Genomic DNA, 20,620 nt, shown 5'->3' on the forward strand with positions numbered 1-20,620 from the left:
ACAAACCAAAAAACGCTGCCGGTCTGGAATCCCAAACCGGTCAGCGTTTTTATTCTGTGCTTTTTCCTGTCTAGTTCTGCATGGAAAGCACGTTTTTATTTTTTACCAGGTAATCAATCAGAGAAACAACGGTCAGAATCAGTGCAACCCAGATCAGCACGGTATTCAGCACGGAAAGTGCCGGAATGTCGGCGATCAGAAGAATGATCATAATCATCTGGCTGATTGTTTTCGATTTTCCCCACCAGCTTGCTGCGATGACAATTCCATTGTCCGAAGCAACCAGGCGGAAACCGCTGATGATAAATTCTCTTGCGATGATAATAATAACCATCCACGCCGGAAGCTTGTCCAGCTCTACAAAGCAGATCAGTGCAGAGCATACCAGCAGCTTATCTGCCAGCGGATCCATAAACTTTCCGAAATCGGTAATCAGATTGTCACGTCTTGCAATGTAGCCGTCCAGCGTATCCGTGATGCTGGCAGCGGCAAAGATTACCAGTGCAATCCATTTGGACGCGCTTCCGCCCACGCCAGACAGCAGGAAGAACACGAAAAACGGAATCATAATTACCCGCAGAATCGTTAATTTGTTTGGTAAATTCATTGGCTTATCTCTCCTATCAGATCATATTCCAGAGCGCCGGTAATTTTCACTCTTACGAAGTCGCCGGATACGAGTGTTTCCGGTGTATTGACAAATACATAGCCGTCTACACCCGGTGCGTCCGCCTGGCTTCTGCCCACATAGGCATCCTCATCCGCCACTTTGCCCTCGATCATAACAAGAAGCTCCTGGCCGATCCTGCGCTCGCCGAGTTCTGCAGAGATATCCTGCTGCAGCTCCATCAGTTCTGCCTGACGGTCCAGTTTTACCTCCTCGTCGATCTGATGCTCCATCGCAGCAGCCGGTGTTCCCTCCTCCGGAGAGTAGGTGAATACGCCGAGACGGTCGAACTCCATGTCGTTGATAAACTCGAGGAGTTCTTTGTGCTGCTCTTTTGTCTCTCCCGGGAATCCTGTGATCAGCGTGGTGCGCAGTGTGATATCCGGCATCTCGCTTCTCAGGAAATCAATTTTGTCGATCAGCTCCTGTTTGGATGTTCTGCGACCCATGCGGCGCAGGATCTCATCGTTGGCATGCTGAATCGGCAGATCCAGGTAGTGACAGACTTTCGGCTCTTCCTTCATCGTCTGAACGAGTTCCGGATAGATGTCCTCCGGATAGCAGTACAGAATCCGGATCCAGTAGAGCTCCTGAATTTTGCAGAGCTCTTTTAACAGAAGGTGGAGAGACGGCTTTCCGTACAGATCGATACCATAAATGGTTGTCTCCTGCGCAACGAGAACGAGCTCTTTGACACCCTGTTCTGCCATCGTCTTCGCTTCTGCTATCAGTTCCTCCATCGGAACGGAGCGGTACGGTCCGCGCAGCTTCGGAATGATGCAGTAGGTACAGTGCTTGTCACAGCCCTCTGCAATTTTCAGATATTCGTAATGGCCGCCTGTCGTTACAACGCGCTGTGCGTCAATTTTCGGCAGTCCTTTCAGATCGGCATACTCCTGGAAGCGGTCGCCGCCGAGGACATCCTGAATGGCATCCAGGATTTTGTCATAGCTGTTCGTTCCAAGTACGGCGTCAACCTCCGGAATCTCCTCAATGATTTCATCGCGGTAGCGCTCTGCCATACAGCCCGTTACCAGAAGAACCTTACAGCTTCCCGCTGTACGGTACTTCGCCATTTCAAGAATATTTTGAATGCTTTCTTCTTTGGCGTCGTGGATAAAGCAGCATGTGTTTATCACGATAACCTCTGCATCTTCCTCGGAATCGGTGATCTCGAAGCCATGCTCTACCAGAAGACCCAGCATATGCTCGGAATCTACCAGGTTTTTATCGCATCCAAGGGAAATAAACAGAATTTTCATATTATTCAATTACTGGCTCCTCTTTTGTTTCCTCTTCCGCTTCAACTTCAGATTCCGGAAGGATTGTAACCTCTCCTTTGTACATCTCCTCTACGGCGATGGAGAGCGGTTTCATGCCTTTTTTCACTTTTACAAGCGGTTCAGCTCCGCCGATGATCTGTCTTGCACGTTTGCTTGTTGCAAGTACCAGAGAGTAACGGCTGCTGACAACCGGTGCCTCGTCCAGATCCTGGCCCTCGTTAATAGTTGCAATCAGTTCCTGATAAGATGGATGAATCATAATAAATGCTCCTTTCTATTTTTCCAGACTTTTTTTCATCTGTTCGATAAAGTCTTTCTGGTTGCTGCTCATGAAATGCTGGCTCTGAATGGTCTCATGCATCTGTTTTACGCAGGTTTCGAGGTCGTCGTTGATCAGGACATAATCGTACTGGTCCATGCCCTGTGCTTCCTCTTTTGCACGCTCCATTCTGCCTTTGATAACTTCTTCTGTTTCCGTTCCGCGTCCCCGGAGGCGTCGTTCCAGCTCCTCGGCGGTCGGCGGTGTGATGAACACAAGAAGGGTGTCCGGACGTTTTTCCTTGACCTGAAGTGCTCCCTGGATTTCAATCTCAAGCAGAACATCTTTTCCGGCATCCAGCTGCTCCTCTACGTATGCCTTCGGCGTTCCGTAGGAATGTTTTACGTAACGCGCATACTCGAGGAAGGCATCCTCTTCTACCATGCGGTCAAACTCTTCTTCTGTACGGAAAAAGTACGATACGCCGTCTTCCTCGCCCGGACGCGGGTCTCTTGTGGTGACGGAGATGGACAGCGCATAGTTGTCGTACTCCTCCATCAGGCGTTTCATCAGTGTTCCTTTTCCTGCTCCGGAAAAACCGGATACTACAGTAAGTATTCCTCTACTCATTTTCAGATTCCCCTCGCTCTTTTTCTGTTTCCCAGCCGCCGTTGAATCTACGGCTGATCGTTTCCGGCTGCAAAGCCGAAAGGATGATAAATTCTTCTCCGGTGATGAGCACTGCTTTCGTGCGTCTTCCCTGCGTCGCATCGATGATGCGGTTGCTTTCCTTTGCACGCTGCACCATACGCTTGACGGGCGCCGCCTCGGGACTCACCACTGCTATTATTTTATCCGAATTTACGACATTGCCGAATCCGATGTTGATCAGTTTTGCCACAATCCGTCCTTTCCTGTACCTTCTGAAGTCTTTTTCAGAAAATACATCTACCCATACGGATTTATTATAATTCATTCAGAAAGCCTAGTCAAATCTTTTTTTCTGTATTATAATGAAAATACTAGAATTTCAAACAAAGGAGATATTTTCTATGGCTTTTGATGGAATTACCATTGCAAATATTGCACAGGAACTGAATCAGACCATCGTCGGCGGAAAGATCAACAAGATCGCACAGCCGGAAAACGACGAGCTGATGATTACAATAAAAAACAACCGTACCGTTTACCGTCTTCTCCTCTCGGCAAGTGCTTCGCTTCCGCTGATCTACCTGACGGACAACAATAAGCCCGGCCCGATGACCGCACCGAATTTCTGTATGCTGCTCCGCAAACACATCGGCAGCGCCCGCATTCTCTCCGTTACCCAGCCGGGACTCGAGCGTATTCTTATTTTTGAGCTCGAGCATTTGAACGAACTCGGCGATATCTGCCGCAAGAAGCTGATTGTGGAGATCATGGGAAAACACAGCAACCTGATCTTCTGTCAGGAGGACAATACGATCCTTGACAGTATCAAACATATTTCCGCCAACATGAGTTCTGTCCGTGAGGTTCTTCCGGGCCGCACCTGGTTCATTCCGCACACGCAGGATAAGAAAGATCCGCTCACGATCACAGAAGAAGAATTTTTCGATTTCGTCTGCACGAAACCGATGGCTGCCGCAAAGGCAATCTACACTTCCCTTACCGGCTTCAGCCCGCTGATGGCGGAGGAAGTCTGCTGCCGCGCCGGCATCGACGGCGGATTTGCGGTCAATGCACTCGAAGAAAATGCGAAGCTTCATCTGTTCCGCACCTTCTCTTATCTGATTGAGGATATCAAAAACGGCGCATTTACGCCGAACATCGTATACCAGGGCGATGAGCCGAAAGAATTTTCCGCACTGAAACTGACGCAGTATCAGGATTTGCGGGAGGAAACATACGATTCGATCTCCGGTGTACTGGAAACATACTATGCCATGAAAAACCGCATCACCCGCATCCGTCAGAAATCTTCCGATCTGCGCCGTGTCGTCAATACCGCACTCGAACGGAATGTCAAAAAATACGACCTGCAGCAGAAACAGTTAAAAGACACCGACAAGCGGGAAAAATACCGGATTTACGGTGAGCTTTTAAATACGTACGGCTACAGCTGCCAGCCGGGCGATACTTCGCTGAACGCCGTCAATTACTATAACGGCGAGGAAATCACGATTCCACTCGACGGAACGCTCTCTGCCGGCGAAAATGCAAAAAAATACTTCGACCGCTACGGAAAGCTGAAGCGGACCCGTGAGGCACTCGAGGAACTTCTTGTCGAGACGAAAGAGGAAATCGACCATCTCGAATCCATCAGCACGGCGCTTGATATTGCGCTCGATGAGGCGGATCTGGTGCAGTTAAAAGAAGAGCTGATCGAGTACGGCTACATCCGCCGCAAGGGACCGACAGGGAAAAAGCAGAAAATCACCTCCCATCCGTTCCACTACCGCTCTTCCGAGGGCTTTGACATTTATGTCGGCAAGAACAACTTCCAGAACGAGGAACTTTCGTTTAAATTCGCCTCCGGCAACGACTGGTGGTTCCACGCGAAAGGCCAGCCGGGCAGCCATGTCATCGTAAAGACGAACGGTAAAGAGCTGCCGGATTCCGTCTACGAAGAGGCCGCTGCTCTCGCCGCCTATTACTCGAAAGGCAGACAGGCACCGAAGGTGGAAATCGACTACACCTTAAAGAAAAACCTGCGCAAACCAAACGGAAGCAAACCGGGCTTCGTTGTTTATTACACCAATTACTCCATGATGGCGGAGCCGAACATCCGCAATCTTCAGGAAGTACAGGACTAAATTCAGAATACAAAAGACTTTTCGCACATTCCTATCTGTTCCTCTTTGCGAAAAGTCTTTTTTTCGTAAAATTTAATACTTCCTTCATTTCTTTTTCGATGCTCTATGGTATACTTCTTAGTATGGAAAAAGATTCCAGACGTGATCTTTTTCAAACAAACCACAGTGAGGCTGTCTCTTCTTTATCAGGACGGCCGGAGAGGAATATAACTGTTATGAACAAAACAATTCCCGAAATCATTCACCGCCGTGTTCCAACGACGCGTTATGAGGCAGACCCTTCCGAAGGCCTTTCCGCCGAGCAGGTTGCCGAGTACCGCGAGAACGGCTGGACCAACCGTGCGGTGGAACCTCCGTCCAAGACAACGGCCGAGATCGTAAAGAGCAATGTCTGTACGTATTTCAACCTGATTTTTCTGATTATTGCCATCTTTCTGATCCTTGCCGGTTCGTTCCGGGATCTTACGTTTCTGCCGGTCATCATCGCGAACACGCTGATCGGTATTGTACAGGAGATCAAGGCGAAAAAGACGCTGGAAAAGCTGTCTGTTTTAAACGCGCCGAAGGCTACTGCGATCCGTGACGGGGCTGAGGTAACACTCGCCGCGGAAGATCTCGTACTCGATGATATTGTTGTATTTACCGCAGGAAAACAGATCTGCGCTGATGCCGTCGTGCTTGAAGGTGAGGTACAGGTCAACGAATCGCTGCTTACCGGTGAATCCGATGAGATTACCAAGCGCCCGGGCGACGAGCTGATGTCCGGAAGTTTTATCGTCTCCGGAAGCTGCAAGAGCCGTCTGACCCAGGTCGGTGAAGATTCCTACATTTCCCGTCTGACCCTCGAGGCAAAGGCCATGAAAGAGGGCGAACAGTCCGAGATGATCCGCTCCCTCAACAAGCTGGTAAAGGTTGTCGGCATTCTGATCATTCCGATCGGTCTTCTGCTCTTCGGCCAGCAGTTTTTCGTCTCCCACGAAACGTTCCGTGAGAGCATTACCTCGATGGTGGCCGCCGTGCTCGGCATGATCCCAGAAGGTCTTTACCTGCTTGCAAGCGTTGCCCTTGCCGTCAGCGTTATGCGGCTGGCTTCGCAGAAGGTTCTCGTGCATGATATGAAATGTATCGAGACGCTGGCTCGCGTCAACGTGCTCTGTGTCGATAAGACGGGAACCATCACCGAGACAAATATGAAAGTACATGATCTGATTCTGGTCGGCTCCAGTTCAGTCCCTGATACAGAATCCGGCAAAAATGCTCCCGCACTGCAGAAAGAAGAGCTTTCCCTTGCGGTCGGTGATTTCGCATCTGCCATGTCAAACGACAACATTACTATGGCGGCACTGAAAGAATATTTTAAAGACAACAACGGCAAAACTGCCGTTTCGATGACTTCGTTCTCCTCGGAATTCAAGTATTCCAGTGTGACATTTTCGGATGTCTCCTACGTGCTCGGTGCCCCGGAGTTCGTTCTCCGCGATGATTTTGCACGCTATCAGAGTGAAATTGAAGCGTATACCTCAAAGGGATTCCGTCTCCTCGTCTTCGGCACATCCGAAACTGTACCGGATGGAAAAGCACTCTCCGGCCGTGTCACGCCGCTTGGCTACGTGCTTCTCTCCAATCCGATCCGAAAAGAAGCACCGGAAACGTTCCGCTACTTCGAAGATCAGGGTGTCCATGTCAAGGTCATCTCCGGTGATACTCCGGTAACGGTATCTGAGGTTGCCCGCCAGGCAGGGATTGCACACGCAGAGGATTATATTGATGCTTCCACTCTAAAGACACCGGAAGAGCTCGAAGAAGCAATCCTGAAATACACCGTGTTCGGCCGTGTCACACCAGACCAAAAACGCCAGTTTGTCCAGGCTTTAAAGAAAAACGGCAAGACCGTTGCGATGACCGGCGATGGTGTCAACGATGTGCTCGCATTAAAGGATGCCGACTGCTCCGTTGCGATGGCATCCGGAAGTGACGCTGCCGCACAGGCTGCACAGCTCGTTCTGCTGGACAACGACTTTTCGAAGATGCCTTCTGTCGTACTGGAAGGCCGCCGCGTTGTCAACAACCTGCAGCGCTCGGGAACGCTGTTCCTGGTAAAGAACATTTTCTCGTTCCTGCTGTCCATCTTCTCACTGATCTCGATGGTGACGTATCCGCTGGAGCCGTCCCAGATCTCGCTGATCAGTATGTTTACGATCGGTATTCCAGGCTTCCTGCTCTCGCTGATGCCGAACAAAAACCGGATCGCGGGCCACTTTATCACGAACATTCTGACACGGGCCCTGCCTGCGGCGCTGACCGACTTTTTGATGGTCGCAACACTCGTCGTCTTCGGCCAGGAATTTGCGGTCGGCTCGGAAGATATTTCGACCGCTTCCACCGTACTGCTCGCCATTGTCGGTTTTATGATTCTCTACCGGATCAGCAAGCCGCTCAACTGGATGCGCTGGACGATCCTGATCGGCTCGATTATTGCCTTCATTTTCTGCAGTACCTATCTGAACCAACTGTTCGCCATTTCTGATATGTCCAGAAAATGTATCATGCTGCTGGTCGTATTCTCTGTCGCAACAGAGCCGGTTCTGCGATATTTGAGCATCCTCGTGGATTCCATTTCCTCTTTTTACCGGAAGCAGAAAATTTTCTTCCTGCGAAAACGGGAAGCGAGAAAAGCGAAATAAAACGTAAAACCAACCATCAAAAATGCCGTACAGCGTTGGAAATTTTTCCTCCGCCTGTACGGCATTTTTTGATTTACAAATCACAGTTTCTTACTTTCTCATCTCCGGATCTTCCGCGTAATGCGTCCGCTCGCCGCCGATGTATTTCGGTCTTGTCCGCGCGCAGACAACGTGCGCATCTCCGATCGTTTTCTGCGATACCCGGACCGGAACGGCTACTGCCTTCAGCTGCATGCCGATCAGCACATCACCGATATCAATACCTGCATGCGCCTGCACACGCTCTACGGTGACAGCGTCCTCCAATCCATAGTATGCCGCCATCGCAAACGATCCGCCGCCATGCAGCCACGGTACCGCGCAGACCGGCTCGTAACCGTATTTTTCTGCCGCCGCACGCTCCAGAACAACCGCGCGGTTCAGATGCTCACAGCACTGCGCCGCCAGATACAGCCCATGCTCCTTCGTACACGCATACAGCGCCTCAAACACCGCCTGCCCGATCTCCTGGCTGGAATCCGTTCCAAGCTTACTGTTGTGAATTTCACTCGAAGAACATCCCACTACCAGAGTCTGTCCCGGTTTCATCTGCGCCGTCGTAATCAGCTCCTCTGCGACGGCACGCGCTTCCTGTCTGATTGTTTTAAGATCCATTTTGTATCCCTCCTTGCTAAACAGCAATATTTATGCAAAAGGAGACTGACTCTTTTTCCAAGAATCAGCCTCCTTTCTTCAGCTTACATAATTATTATTTCTGAACGATATTCACAATTCTTCCCGGTACGTAAATTTCTTTTACGATGTTTCCGGTCAGTTTGTCTGCAACTGCCTCTTTTGCAGCGGCGATTGCGGTCTCTTTATCTGCATCTTTGGCGATTTTGATCGTTCCGCGCATTTTACCGTTGATCTGAACAGCGATCTCGGCTACTGCCTCTACCGTCTTCTCCTCGTCAAACTCCGGCCATGCGGTCTGATACAGACGGCCTTCGTATCCAAGGTCTGCCCACAGTTCCTCGGTCATATGCGGTGCAACCGGATTCAGCAGGATCAGAAGGGTTTCGAACTCTTTTCTCGTTACTTTTCCGGCTTTGTAGAACTCGTTGACCAGGGTCATCATGGCTGCGATCGCTGTGTTGTATTTCAGGGACTCATAGTCGCTGGATACTTTCTTGATGGTCTGGTGCATTTTGGACTCCAGCTCTTTGGAGTAGGAATCTCCGTCTACCAGGCTGTCCTGCAGTTTCCATACACGCTCGAGGAAACGACGGCATCCTTTTACGCCTTCCTGAGACCAGGATGCACTTAAGTCGAAGGCACCGATGAACATCTCGTACGTACGCAGGGTATCTGCACCGAACTCAGCTACGATATCATCCGGGTTGACAACGTTTCCACGGGATTTACTCATCTTCTCGCCGTTCTCGCCGAGGATCATTCCGTGGGAAGTACGTTTCTGATACGGTTCCGGGCAGGTAACTACGCCCTGATCGTACAGGAATTTATGCCAGAAACGGGAATACAGAAGGTGAAGGGTGGTGTGCTCCATTCCTCCGTTGTACCAGTCAACCGGCAGCCAGTATTTCATAGCTTCTTTGCTTGCCAGAGCCTCTTTGTTCTTCGGATCGGTATAGCGGATGTAATACCAGGAAGAACCAGCCCACTGCGGCATGGTATCGGTCTCACGTTTTGCAGGTCCTCCGCAGCACGGGCAGGTGGTGTTGACCCAGTCTGTCATGGCAGCCAGCGGAGACTCGCCGTTATCGGTCGGCATGTAGCTCTCTACATCCGGCAGCTCCAGCGGAAGGGATTCTTCCGGAACCGGAACGTAACCGCATTTGTCGCAGTGTACGATCGGAATCGGCTCACCCCAGTAACGCTGACGGGAGAATACCCAGTCACGCAGCTTATAGTTTGTTTTTGCTTTTCCAACGTGGTTCTCTTCGAGCCACTCAAGAATTTTCTTTTTTGCTTCCGCAACGGAAAGTCCGTTCAGGAAACCGGAGTTGACAAGAGTTCCCTCTGCAACGTCGGTGTAAACTTCGTTCTGTACGTCGCCGCCTGCAACAACCTCGATGATCGGCATGTTGAATTTCTTTGCGAACTCCCAGTCACGCTCATCGTGTGCCGGTACTGCCATGATGGCGCCGGTGCCGTAGCTCATCAGTACATAATCGGAAATCCAGATCGGGATCTCTTTTCCATTAACCGGGTTGACTGCGGAAAGTCCGTCGATCATGACACCGGTCTTGTCTTTTGCAAGCTCGGAACGCTCGAAATCGGATTTTCTGGCTGCCATCTCACGGTATGCGCAGACCTCATCCCAGTTCTTGATCTCATCTTTGTACTGGTCGATGTACGGATGCTCCGGGGAGAGTACCATGTACGTAACACCGAACAGGGTATCCGGGCGTGTGGTATAGATAGTCAGCTTCTCCGGTTTATCTTTCAGGGAGAAATCAACCTCTGCTCCGTGGGAACGTCCGATCCAGTTTTTCTGGGAAGTTTTGACACGCTCAATATAGTCAACGCCGTCCAGACCGTCGATCAGCTTGTCTGCATACTCGGTGATCTTCAGCATCCACTCGCTCTTTACTTTGCGGACAACCGGGCTTCCGCAGCGCTCGCACACGCCGTTTACAACTTCCTCGTTTGCAAGACCTACCTTACAGGAAGTACACCAGTTGATCGGCATTTCTTTTTTATATGCCAGTCCGGCTTTGAAAAGTTTCAGGAAAATCCACTGGGTCCAGTGATAGTATTCCGGATCCGTCGTGTTGATCTCTCTGTCCCAGTCGAAGGAATATCCAAGAGACTGAAGCTGGTCTTTGAAGTGATGTACGTTGTTTTTGGTAACGATCTTCGGATGAATGTGGTTTTTGATCGCATAGTTCTCCGTTGGAAGACCAAATGCATCCCAGCCCATCGGATACAGAACGTTGTAACCCTGCATTCTGCGCTTTCTGGCTACAATGTCCAGTGCGGTGTACGGACGCGGATGACCTACGTGAAGTCCCTGTCCTGACGGATACGGGAACTCAACGAGTGCATAGTATTTTGGTTTTGTATAATCATCTGTGGCGGCAAAGGCTTTCTCGTCCTGCCAGATCTTCTGCCACTTTTTCTCAATGTTCTGTGGCTCATATCTTTTACTCATAGGTAACCTCCTGCATGTTCAAGTTCAAAGTTCTTTTTTCTCACACTGCCGCATAGGACAGCATGCACATTTGAACATATAGCTGTATTCTATCACTCTTTCCCTGTTTTTACAATTTATTTTTTCCTATATCCTCCGTTTTTCTTCAAAAACCGCAGAAAAATCCGGTTTCCGGGCAATTCTGCTCCCGAAACCGGATTTTCTCTGTTTTATCACACTATTTTATAAAGCTTTATTCTTCTGCTTTTTCAACCTTCGAAGCTCTTGCTTCAATCTCTTTTGCCTGGATATCGGACGGAGCCTGCTCATATCTCGCAAACTCATAGGAGAAATCACCGCTTCCGCCTGTCATGGAGCGGAGTGTTGTGCCGTATCCGTAGATCTCAAGTTCCGGAACATCAGCCTCGATAATCGTATGGCCCTTGTGATCCGGGTTCATGCCGAGCACACGGCCGCGGCGTTTGTTGAGATCGCCCATGATATCGCCGGTGTATTTATCGTCTACAGTGATCTTCATCGAAACGATCGGCTCAAGGAGAACCGGGGATGCTTCCATAAAGCCTTTCTTGAACGCCTGGATCGCTGCGGTCTTGAATGCCATCTCGGAGGAGTCTACCGGATGATAAGAACCATCATACAGAACGGCTTTGACGCCGACTACCGGATAAGCAGCCAGAGGGCCTTTCTGTACGGCTTCCTGGATACCTTTTTCAACAGCCGGGAAATAGTTCTTCGGAACGGCGCCGCCGACAACTTCCTGCTCGAAAACGTATGGTTTTTCGAGATCTCCGGAAGCGGAGAAGCGCATTTTTACATGACCGTACTGGCCGTGGCCGCCGGACTGTTTTTTGTATTTTGCTTCTACATCCGAATTTTTGCGGATCGTCTCGCGGAAGGCTACCTTCGGACGGGACAGCTCTACTTCTACTTTGTAGCGCTCCAGCAGCTTGCTAACGATAATATCGATGTGCTGGTCGCCCATGCCGTACAGCAATGTCTGATGGTTTGCAGAATCATTGACTGCCTTCATAGTCAGGTCTTCCTGCATCATCTTGGCAAAGGCCTGGGAGATCTTATCTACATCGGCTTTGTTCTTCGGTTTATATCGTTTTGCGGTGTACGGAGTCGAAACATCCGGTTTTCCGTAGCGGACCTGATTGTTCTTTGTCGCAAGGGAATCGCCTGTTCTTGCATCGCCGAGTTTTGCGATGGCACCGATATCTCCTGCATGAAGCTCCGGTACTTCGATCGGCTTGGAGCCTTCGAGCACGTACAGCTTGCTCAGTTTTTCTTCGGATTCCTGATCTACATTATAGAGCACATCATCGCTTTTAATAACGCCGGAGCAAACCTTAATCATTGAATATTTTCCAAGGAACGGATCCACGATCGTCTTGAAAATGGTCGCGCTCTTCGGTTTCGCGAAGTCGTAATTTGCCTCGAAAATTTCGTTCGTATTGAGATTGATGCCGGCACACGGACGGGTGGACGGATCCGGGAAGTATCCGCAGATATCATCCAGAAGGTTCGATACGCCCTGCAGATTGACCGGGGAGCCCATGCATACCGGAACGATGGTGCCGTCTCCTACGTTCATGGCAAGCGCTGCGGAAATCTCTGCTACCGAGAACTCTTCTCCGCCAAAGTAGCGGTCCATAAACTCTTCACTTGTTTCTGCCACGGATTCCATCAGGGTTTCACGGTACTTCTCCAGATATTCTACGGAGTAATCCGGAATCGGGCATTCTTCTTTTTTATCTTTTTCGATATATCTGCGGCCTTTGTTCTTTACAATATTGATATATCCTACAAATTTACCGTTTTCACGCAGAGGCATATGAAGCGGTGCGATTCGTTTTCCGTACAGTTCGGTGAGCTGCTCAACGACTTCTCGGTAGCTGACATCGTCCTGATCCATTTCCGTTACGAAGATCATACGCGGAAGATTGTATTTCTCGCAGAGTTCCCATGCTTTCTGGGTTCCGACCTGCACGCCGGCCTTTCCGGATACCACGATTACAGCGGCATCTGCTGCGGAAGCGGCTTCCTGTGCTTCTCCTACGAAATCAAACATTCCAGGAGTATCCAGAACATTGATCTTATTTTTTCCCCATACGACCGGGACAAGCGTTGTGGAAATAGAGCATTTGCGCTTGATTTCTTCTTTGTCAAAATCGCTGACGGTATTTCCGTCTGTCACTTTTCCGAGACGGTTTGTCATACCGGAAAGATAAGCCATAGCTTCGGTCAGACTTGTCTTTCCGGAGCCGCTGTGCCCCAGCAGCACCACATTTCTGATTCGGTCAGTTCTAAAAACGTCCATATGTAATACCTCCCATGTAAGTAAATTTGCAGATTGCAAGGCCGCTCTTATTCGCCTTTCTGCTTTTTATCAAGATTCACGTCTTCCGTTCCTCTTATCATAGTCACTATTCTACTAAAGTTTTTGCTTTTTTGCAAGTATATTATTCATATTTCACAATATATTTCTGAATTTTTAAATTTTGTATGTATTTTAGCTGGTTATTCTGCCCTTCTTCCGCTTTTCTATCTGGCTTTTCTGTGGAATCTGCCGGATTTTGCAAAACAAGCAAAATTGCTGCCTTTCAAAAATGCTTTGTCGCTTTAAAGCAAGAAATCTTTGACATTTGATTTCAGATGCTTTACAATGTCTTTTATACGATTTACCTACGAAAATTGTCAGAAAGGACTACTTGAATTATGTGTGATACATCCGAAAAAATCTGTATCGGCTTTATCGGCCTTGGCCTCATCGGCGGCTCCATTGCAAAAACCCTCAGAAAGGTTCACCCGGAGTATAAACTGATGGCCTACTGCCGCACCAAAGCGACGATCGAAGAGGCAATTCAGGAAGGCGTGATTGATATCGCGCTGGAAGAACGGGACGACCGCTTTGCCGACTGTGACTATATCTTCTTATGTGCTCCTGTCAGCACCAACATCTCCTATCTTCCGTTCGTAAAAGGCATCGCAAAACCGGGCTGTATCATCACAGACGTCGGAAGTGTAAAAGGAGAAATCCATCAGGCGGTTGAGACCCTCGGCATGACGCACCAGTTTATCGGCGGCCATCCGATGGCAGGCTCCGAAAAGACGGGATATTCCAGCGCCACCGATTACCTGCTGGAAAATGCTTACTATATGATTACACCCGGACCAGATGTTGAGATCGCGACAGTTTCCGCTTTCGTTGATCTTGTCCAGTCCTTAAAGGCGATCCCGATGGTTTTAACATACGAAGAGCACGACTACATCACCGCAGGTGTCAGTCATCTGCCGCATATCGTTGCCGCTACCCTGGTCAATGCACTCGCATCCCTGGACACACCGGAAGAGCAGATGAAAACCGTTGCTGCAGGCGGCTTCAAGGACATCACCCGCATCGCTTCCTCCTCCCCGGAGGTATGGCAGCAGATCTGTCTCTCAAACCAGAAGCAGCTCTCGAATGTGCTGGATTCCTATATCCGCCTTCTCGTCCAGGCAAAGTATCTGGTCGATAACAAAAAGGGGCACGAGCTCTACAATATGTTTGAAAATTCCCGCGAATACCGGAATTCCATGGAAGATTCTTCCTATGGACCGACAAAGAAAGAATACGTCGTTTACTGCGACCTGCTCGATGAAGCCGGCGGAATCGCAGCCGTTACAACAATTCTTGCCATCAACCAGATCAGTATTAAAAATATCGGCATTACGCATAACCGCGAGTTCGAAGAGGGTGCTCTCCGCATTGAATTTTATGAAGAGCAGGCAGGCATTCTTGCCCGGAAGGTCTTAAAAGACCATGGCTATACCATTCATATCCGCAATTAAAAGCGCGTATATCTTGACAGGAGGAAGTTACGTTATGCAGTTCCAGAAAGCAGTACGTCCTCTGCGCGGAGAAATCTCCGTGCCGGGCGATAAATCCATTTCCCACCGCGCCGTCATGTTCGGTGCCATTTCAGAGGGAACCACAGAAGTCACAAACTTTTTACAGGGTGCCGACTGTCTCTCCACCATCTCCTGCTTCCGCAGTATGGGCATTGAGATCGAGAACACGCCGGAGCGCATCCTCGTTCATGGAAAAGGCCTGCACGGGCTTTCGGCTCCGTCCGCCGTTCTCGACTGCGGAAACAGCGGAACAACGACACGCCTGATCTCCGGCATTCTTTCCGGCCAGAACTTTTCCAGTACACTGACCGGTGACACCTCCATTCAGAAACGGCCGATGGGACGCATCATCAATCCGCTGACCCAGATGGGCGCTTCCATCCGCAGTATTCTGGAAAACGGCTGTGCGCCGCTTGCGATCAACGGCCATCCGCTCCACGCCATCTCCTATCTTTCGCCGGTCGCATCCGCACAGGTCAAATCGTGTGTCCTGCTTGCCGGACTGTATGCTGACGGAAAAACAAGCGTTACCGAACCGGCTCTTTCCAGAAACCATACGGAGCTGATGCTGAAATTCTTCGGCGCCGACGTTGCCTCCGAAGGGCTGACCGCATCGGTTCTGCCGGACCCGGATCTCCATGGAAATCTCGTCCGTGTGCCGGGAGATATTTCCTCCGCCGCCTACTTCATCGCCGCCGCGCTGATAGTTCCAGGCTCTGAGGTGCTCCTGAAAAATGTCGGCATCAACCCGACCCGCGACGGTATACTCCGCGTCTGCCGCGCCATGGGTGCTGACATCACACTTCTGAATGAGCAGAACTCCGGCGGAGAACCAGTTGCAGACCTTCTCGTGCGCTATACGCCGTCTCTTTCCGGCACCGTCATCGAGGGCGAACTGATCCCGACCCTGATCGATGAAATCCCGATCATCGCGGTTCTTGCCGCCACAGCGAACGGTACAACCGTGATCCGGAATGCGGAGGAGCTGAAAGTCAAAGAATCGAACCGTCTTGATATCATGGTAAACGAACTCACCGCGATGGGTGTTTCCTTGGAAGGCACGGACGACGGCATGATCATTGAGGGCGGAAAACCATTCCACGGCGCCCAAATCGACAGCCGCCTCGACCACCGCATTGCGATGTCGTTTGCAATCGCTTCGCTTGCCGCAGAGACACCGACGGAAATCCTGCGCGCCGGCTGTGTGGATATCTCGTATCCGACATTCTACCAGGATCTGGCACGGCTGCAGGCATAAAAAACGTTTAAACAAAAAATGGATTGTGAAGATCATTTCCTCACAATCCATTTTTTTGCTTTTACCCTGTTCTTCCGGCCGTTCCAACCGTTTCTCCCTGCCGTACCCGCGTTTCGATTCCAAGCCGCGAATAATTCCAGATCCGTTTTTCCGGCACTGCGCTTCCCTTCTGTGCCAGAACGATCACTGTCGAACCACCGAAGGCAAAATAGCCTTTCTCTTCGCCGCGCTGTACACGTCTCGCCGCTCCGGCATTTTCATTGACAATCTTTCCGACCATCATCGCGCCGACCTCCATCTGCAGCAGTGTGCCGAAATTTGCGGACTGCAGCAGCGTGTAGGTTCTCGTATTTTCTTTATAGATCGGGCAAAAATCATTCGCCGCCGGATTGACCGTGTGGAGCACGCCCTCAATCCGCCGTTCCGTCGAGCAGATGCCGTCATCTACAAAGAGATACCGGTGATAATCGTCCACGGAAAGCCGGAACAGAAATAACGTTCCGCCCTCATACCGTTTTGCCAGCTTCCGGTCGCGCAGAAGCTGTTCCAGCGTATATTCTGTGTTCTTGATCTCAAACTTCCCGTTCTCATGAATCGGATAAACCGTAAGCCGCGCATCACACGGGCTGATAAAATCCTGCGGCGCATTGGAAAACGGACGTGCATCCATTTTCAACTTCCGCACAAAGAAATCATTGAACGAGATAAACTGCTTTGCGGTACATTCCTTCAGTGAAATATGATTTTTCTTTACAAACGGTGCAACCAGCGGCACCGATAAGCGGCTGTCCAGAAAGCAGCCTGCCGCACGAGATACAAATGGCTGAACCAGCGGCTGCATCGCGGCTCTTCCGGCGGCATGGCTGTACATCATGTGTAGAAAACGGTCCTGCATATCATTTTCCTCGCGGATCAGATCAAGCTTTGGATGATTTTTCCCCTGTTTTCGGTAAGGATAAGCGCAGAGTCTCAAATCGTTCTTCCTCCCTTCCAGATCAGAAGTCCGCGGAGCACAGCCACTCCAACGACCGCTACCAGCACAGCAAGCTCTTTATTCGTCGGCTTGCGGAAGCGGAAATCCGTGATAAATAGAACACCGACCGCCAGCACCAGCAGATGCAGCCAGATTAGAAAGTATCCGCGGCAGAGCGGCGCAAAGACGAACAGCAGCGGCAGAGCCACTGACATCGAGGTAATCGGCAGTCCCTGGTAATATTTCCGGTTCTCCGAAGTTTCATTCTGACGCTTCTCTTCCATTACGTTAAAATATCCCAGACGGATCACGCCCGCAAGACCGTAGAAAATAAGAATCGGAATGCTGTAAAAATGTGTCATGCCAAGCTCATAGCAGAGCACGATCGGAAAGACACCGAAACAGACCACATCGCAGAGCGAATCGATCTGAATGCCGAACCGCTTTTCATCTTCTGTCCTGTTTTTCTTCGTCCGAGCAATTTTTCCATCGAACATATCGCACAGTCCGGAAAAAGCAAGACAAAAAATCGCCCAGTTAAAGTGTCCCCGCGTTGCAAGAAAAATGCCGCTGATGGACGATGCAAAGCTGATATATGTTAATATTACGGTATAATCATAGAACCCTATCATATGTAGTTCCCCCTCTTTTTTCTCTTTTCGTATTCCCGATCGTAAGCTGTGCGACGATGGTAAAGACTGCACTCACCAGCAGTTCCCCGTAGTAGCCGAGCCCTCTGGAAAGCACCATTGCCGGAAGAAGCAGCGTGCTTCCAAAGACCGGCGGGAAAATTTTCAGGAACAGTGTCTCGCTGATTCCCATTCCTCCCGGAAGCGGCAGCATGTCAACCGATACGGAAATGACCGCCTGCAGCAGCACAATGGCAATAAAGGAAATGCCTGATAAATGAAAAGCGCGGTATACAAACCATGTTGCTGCAAATAAAGCAAACCTCTGTGCAAAGGTAATCGCAAGGACATTGACCAGCACCATTTTGTGGGTGCCAAGATACGCTGCCGTATTCTGGTAGACTTCCATGGAAGCTTCCAGTTTTTTCAGGCGGCTTTCTTTTCGTTTCATCAAATGCAGTTTTTCCACGATTTTCAGTCCCAAAACCAGAATTGTCCGCGCAAGCGCCGGATGAAAAACCAGAATAAGCATGGCTGTGACACAGAAGACATTCAGACCGATTCCCAGATAGAAAACCGGAAGGATTTCCGTCAGATACCGGTGCAGGAAGCCCTGTCCGAACAGAACAAGCCCAAGTCCCACCACGACCAGCACCGCTTTGTAGGTGATCGTGACGATCATCAGAATCACCGTTGATACCGGAAGAGATATTTTCTCCTTTTTCATATAGTAGAGCTGCATCGGCTGGCCGCCGCTTGCGGACGGTGTGATACAGCTGAAAAAGAATCCGACGGAAGAAAACAGAAAACATGTCCGCTTCTTCACCGGAATCTGGAAGGAATGCATCATGTACCAGATGATGATCGATTCTCCCCAGATAAAAAACACGACACAGAACAGTCCCGGCAACAGCCACCGCACATCTGCCCGCCGCATTGCTTCCATCATTGCGCCAAGGTCTTCGCCGTGGAAAACACCGTATATCGTCAACGCAAAAATCACAACGAGAAAAACGGTATTCACGATCATTTTTTTCTTACTCTGCACGGCGTTTCCACCTCCTTCGTTCCAATATCATGCCATACCATGCACCAAGATGCGTGCGTCCCGCGATCTGCCACGTCACTTCTGCCAGAAGCGCTCCGCCAATCACATCTGCAATCACATGCTGCTTTGTTGTCAGCGTAGAGACAAACACGGCAAGTGCCGCCCAGAAAGAGAACCGCTGATACCAGCGCGGAATCTCCCGTCTTCCACGGACTGCGATATAGCAGAACCAGCTGTTCAGGCAGTGAATCGATGGGAACAAATTGTCCGCCGCATCCATCTGGTAGAGCAAGGCAAGCATCTGATTCCAGAATCCCTGTTCCGGGATCGACGGCCTTACGTTCGTTGTCGGCAGCAGCAGATAAAATGCCATACAGACAAGCCGCGCCAGAACATCTGCTGCAAAGAACCGCCAGACAAATTCTTTCTCTCTGCTTGCGGCAATCAGATAATTTACAATCCAGACCAGATAACAGCCAAAATAAATCACGATCGTCCACGGGATCACCGGGATCTGCTGGTCCAGCACCGTTTCTATATTGTAATGTTTCCACGAACTGGTAAACGGCCGCGTTCCAAAATAAGCGATAAAATTCGCTGTCAGCGTCAGAATTAGCGGCAGGATACCATAGTATGGAAACTTTCTTCTCTCGTCTCTCTTCAAAATCCGTCCTCCCTTGTCTCAAACACGTATCAGTATACGCAAAAACATTCCCTGACACAACCCAGTTCCGCTCGTTTTCAGAAACCTTAATAAAATCTTCTGTTTTTCGGCAGGGAAAAAGAAAGATTTAGAAGATTCGCTGGACAAAAAGCGACCATATAGGGCTTCGCGGGTGTTCCTATATGGTCGTTTTCTTTCAGCATCGTATTTTTGTCATAAACGAATTTTTTATTCAATCATCATGGCATCGCCGAAGGAGAAAAAGCGGTATTTTTCTCTTACAGCCTCTTCATAAGCTGCCATAATATGCTCTTTTCCAGCCAGTGCCGATACCAGCATCACCAGTGTGGACTCCGGCAGATGGAAATTGGTGATCAGTCCGTCGATCATCTTGAAGCAGTAACCCGGATAGATAAAGATCTCGGTCCAGCCGCTTCCGGCTTTTAAAATGCCGTCCTCGCCGGTTGCCGACTCCAGAGTACGGCAGCTCGTTGTTCCGACTGCGATCACACGGCCGCCTGCTGCTTTCGTATCGTTGATCAGTTTTGCCTGATCTTCTTCTACCACATAGAACTCAGAGTGCATGTGATGCTGGGTGACATCCTCCACTTTCACCGGACGGAAGGTGCCAAGGCCGACATGCAGGGTAACGTGTGCAATTTTCACACCGGCATCCTGCACCTGCTGCAAAAGCTCTTTCGTAAAATGCAGTCCGGCGGTCGGAGCTGCTGCGGAGCCTTCGTGTTTTGCGTATACCGTCTGATAACGGTTCTTGTCCTGCAGTTTATGTGTGATATATGGCGGCAGCGGCATTTCACCAAGCTGATCCAGAATTTCTTCAAAAATGCCTTCATAGTGAAACTTGATCAGGCGGTTTCCTTCATCCACGATATCGACTACTTCGCCTGTCAGAATTCCGTCTCCAAATGAGATTACGGTTCCGACCTTGCATTTTTTGCCCGGTTTTACCAGCGTTTCCCAGATGTCGTTTTCTTTTCTCTTTAAAAGAAGAATCTCAATTGCCGCATCCGTTCCGACTTTGGAACCATAAAGACGCGCCGGAATTACCTTCGTATCATTGATGACCAGACAGTCGCCTGGTTTCAGATACTGCAGAATATCACGGAAATGACCATGCTTATATTCACCTGTCGTTTTATCCAGATGCATCAGGCGGGAAGCGCTGCGGTCTTCCAGCGGATCCTGTGCAATCAGTTCTTTTGGCAGATCATAATAAAAATCTGATGTTCTCATTTGTTTCCTCCATTCTATGGCAGCCGGCATGATTCGCCGGATTTGCTCTGTTCATTCA

The 20,620-nt window shown here is 49.8% G+C and carries 17 protein-coding genes; 4 read left to right on the forward strand and 13 right to left on the reverse strand.

The genetic code is table 11. The features are described from left to right. Positions 1–70: 70 nt before the first annotated feature. Genes pgsA through DXB83_RS12040 form a run of 5 tightly spaced genes read right to left on the reverse strand, consistent with a single transcriptional unit; the run spans position 71 to position 3,110 of the window. Complete coding sequence (gene pgsA, locus DXB83_RS12020; RefSeq protein WP_055228244.1) at positions 71–607, reverse strand: CDP-diacylglycerol--glycerol-3-phosphate 3-phosphatidyltransferase; 537 nt, start codon at positions 605–607, stop codon at positions 71–73. After that, positions 604–1,929: a 30S ribosomal protein S12 methylthiotransferase RimO gene (rimO, locus tag DXB83_RS12025; RefSeq protein ID WP_055217739.1), complete on the reverse strand. Its 1,326-nt coding sequence runs from the start codon at positions 1,927–1,929 to the stop codon at positions 604–606. Before rimO ends, pgsA begins: the two co-directional genes overlap by 4 nt. A 1-nt stretch (position 1,930) precedes the next feature. Further along, the gene (rpoZ, locus tag DXB83_RS12030) at positions 1,931–2,209 is read right to left on the reverse strand and encodes a DNA-directed RNA polymerase subunit omega (protein ID WP_022461424.1); all 279 of its coding nucleotides are present in this window, start codon (positions 2,207–2,209) and stop codon (positions 1,931–1,933) included. A gap of 15 nt (positions 2,210–2,224) precedes the next feature. Beyond that, positions 2,225–2,839, reverse strand: coding sequence for a guanylate kinase (gene gmk, locus DXB83_RS12035; protein ID WP_022461423.1), 615 nt, complete (start codon positions 2,837–2,839; stop codon positions 2,225–2,227). Beyond that, the gene (locus DXB83_RS12040; protein WP_055218332.1) at positions 2,832–3,110 is read right to left on the reverse strand and encodes a DUF370 domain-containing protein; all 279 of its coding nucleotides are present in this window, start codon (positions 3,108–3,110) and stop codon (positions 2,832–2,834) included. The genes gmk and DXB83_RS12040 overlap by 8 nt, the downstream gene beginning before the upstream one ends. Before the next feature lie 151 nt (positions 3,111–3,261). Here DXB83_RS12040 and DXB83_RS12045 point away from each other — a divergent pair, with 151 nt between their 5' ends. Next, the gene (locus tag DXB83_RS12045) at positions 3,262–5,004 is read left to right on the forward strand and encodes an Rqc2 family fibronectin-binding protein (RefSeq protein ID WP_117761560.1); all 1,743 of its coding nucleotides are present in this window, start codon (positions 3,262–3,264) and stop codon (positions 5,002–5,004) included. Between the two features lie 215 nt (positions 5,005–5,219). Beyond that, entirely contained in the window at positions 5,220–7,688 is a 2,469-nt protein-coding gene (locus tag DXB83_RS12050; RefSeq protein ID WP_117761561.1) for a cation-translocating P-type ATPase, read from the forward strand. Between the two features lie 90 nt (positions 7,689–7,778). Here DXB83_RS12050 and DXB83_RS12055 read toward each other — a convergent pair whose 3' ends face one another. The 3 genes from DXB83_RS12055 to DXB83_RS12065 all read right to left on the reverse strand — a co-directional run bounded on the left by DXB83_RS12055 (position 7,779) and on the right by DXB83_RS12065 (position 13,165). Then, complete coding sequence (locus DXB83_RS12055; protein ID WP_117761562.1) at positions 7,779–8,342, reverse strand: TIGR01440 family protein; 564 nt, start codon at positions 8,340–8,342, stop codon at positions 7,779–7,781. A 94-nt stretch (positions 8,343–8,436) separates the two neighbouring features. Further along, positions 8,437–10,842, reverse strand: coding sequence for a leucine--tRNA ligase (gene leuS, locus DXB83_RS12060; protein ID WP_117761563.1), 2,406 nt, complete (start codon positions 10,840–10,842; stop codon positions 8,437–8,439). A gap of 232 nt (positions 10,843–11,074) precedes the next feature. Further along, complete coding sequence (locus tag DXB83_RS12065) at positions 11,075–13,165, reverse strand: elongation factor G (protein WP_022461417.1); 2,091 nt, start codon at positions 13,163–13,165, stop codon at positions 11,075–11,077. Between the two features lie 398 nt (positions 13,166–13,563). Here DXB83_RS12065 and DXB83_RS12070 point away from each other — a divergent pair, with 398 nt between their 5' ends. Further along, positions 13,564–14,676 carry a prephenate dehydrogenase gene (locus DXB83_RS12070; RefSeq protein ID WP_117761564.1) on the forward strand — a complete coding sequence of 371 codons (1,113 nt, stop codon included), beginning with the start codon at positions 13,564–13,566 and terminating at the stop codon, positions 14,674–14,676. 34 nt (positions 14,677–14,710) lie between these two features. Then, on the forward strand, positions 14,711–15,994 hold the full coding sequence (gene aroA, locus DXB83_RS12075; RefSeq protein WP_117761565.1) for a 3-phosphoshikimate 1-carboxyvinyltransferase: 1,284 nt from the start codon (positions 14,711–14,713) through the stop codon (positions 15,992–15,994). A 61-nt stretch (positions 15,995–16,055) separates the two neighbouring features. On the opposite strand, the gene DXB83_RS12080 is transcribed toward aroA, so the two are convergent. The 5 genes from DXB83_RS12080 to queA all read right to left on the reverse strand — a co-directional run bounded on the left by DXB83_RS12080 (position 16,056) and on the right by queA (position 20,562). Next, the gene (locus tag DXB83_RS12080) at positions 16,056–16,967 is read right to left on the reverse strand and encodes a phosphatidylserine decarboxylase (RefSeq protein ID WP_227094094.1); all 912 of its coding nucleotides are present in this window, start codon (positions 16,965–16,967) and stop codon (positions 16,056–16,058) included. After that, on the reverse strand, positions 16,964–17,599 hold the full coding sequence (locus DXB83_RS12085; protein WP_022461413.1) for a CDP-alcohol phosphatidyltransferase family protein: 636 nt from the start codon (positions 17,597–17,599) through the stop codon (positions 16,964–16,966). The genes DXB83_RS12080 and DXB83_RS12085 overlap by 4 nt, the downstream gene beginning before the upstream one ends. Beyond that, positions 17,583–18,644, reverse strand: coding sequence for a lysylphosphatidylglycerol synthase transmembrane domain-containing protein (locus tag DXB83_RS12090; RefSeq protein WP_117805346.1), 1,062 nt, complete (start codon positions 18,642–18,644; stop codon positions 17,583–17,585). The genes DXB83_RS12085 and DXB83_RS12090 overlap by 17 nt, the downstream gene beginning before the upstream one ends. Next, the gene (locus DXB83_RS12095; RefSeq protein WP_022461411.1) at positions 18,634–19,308 is read right to left on the reverse strand and encodes a phosphatase PAP2 family protein; all 675 of its coding nucleotides are present in this window, start codon (positions 19,306–19,308) and stop codon (positions 18,634–18,636) included. The genes DXB83_RS12090 and DXB83_RS12095 overlap by 11 nt, the downstream gene beginning before the upstream one ends. A 228-nt stretch (positions 19,309–19,536) precedes the next feature. Beyond that, positions 19,537–20,562 carry a tRNA preQ1(34) S-adenosylmethionine ribosyltransferase-isomerase QueA gene (gene queA / locus DXB83_RS12100; RefSeq protein ID WP_117805345.1) on the reverse strand — a complete coding sequence of 342 codons (1,026 nt, stop codon included), beginning with the start codon at positions 20,560–20,562 and terminating at the stop codon, positions 19,537–19,539. Positions 20,563–20,620 lie beyond the last annotated feature (58 nt).

The sequence above is a fragment of the Blautia sp. OM06-15AC genome (genome assembly GCF_003481425.1).
In the GTDB taxonomy this organism is placed as follows: Bacteria; Bacillota; Clostridia; order Lachnospirales; family Lachnospiraceae; genus Fusicatenibacter; species Fusicatenibacter saccharivorans.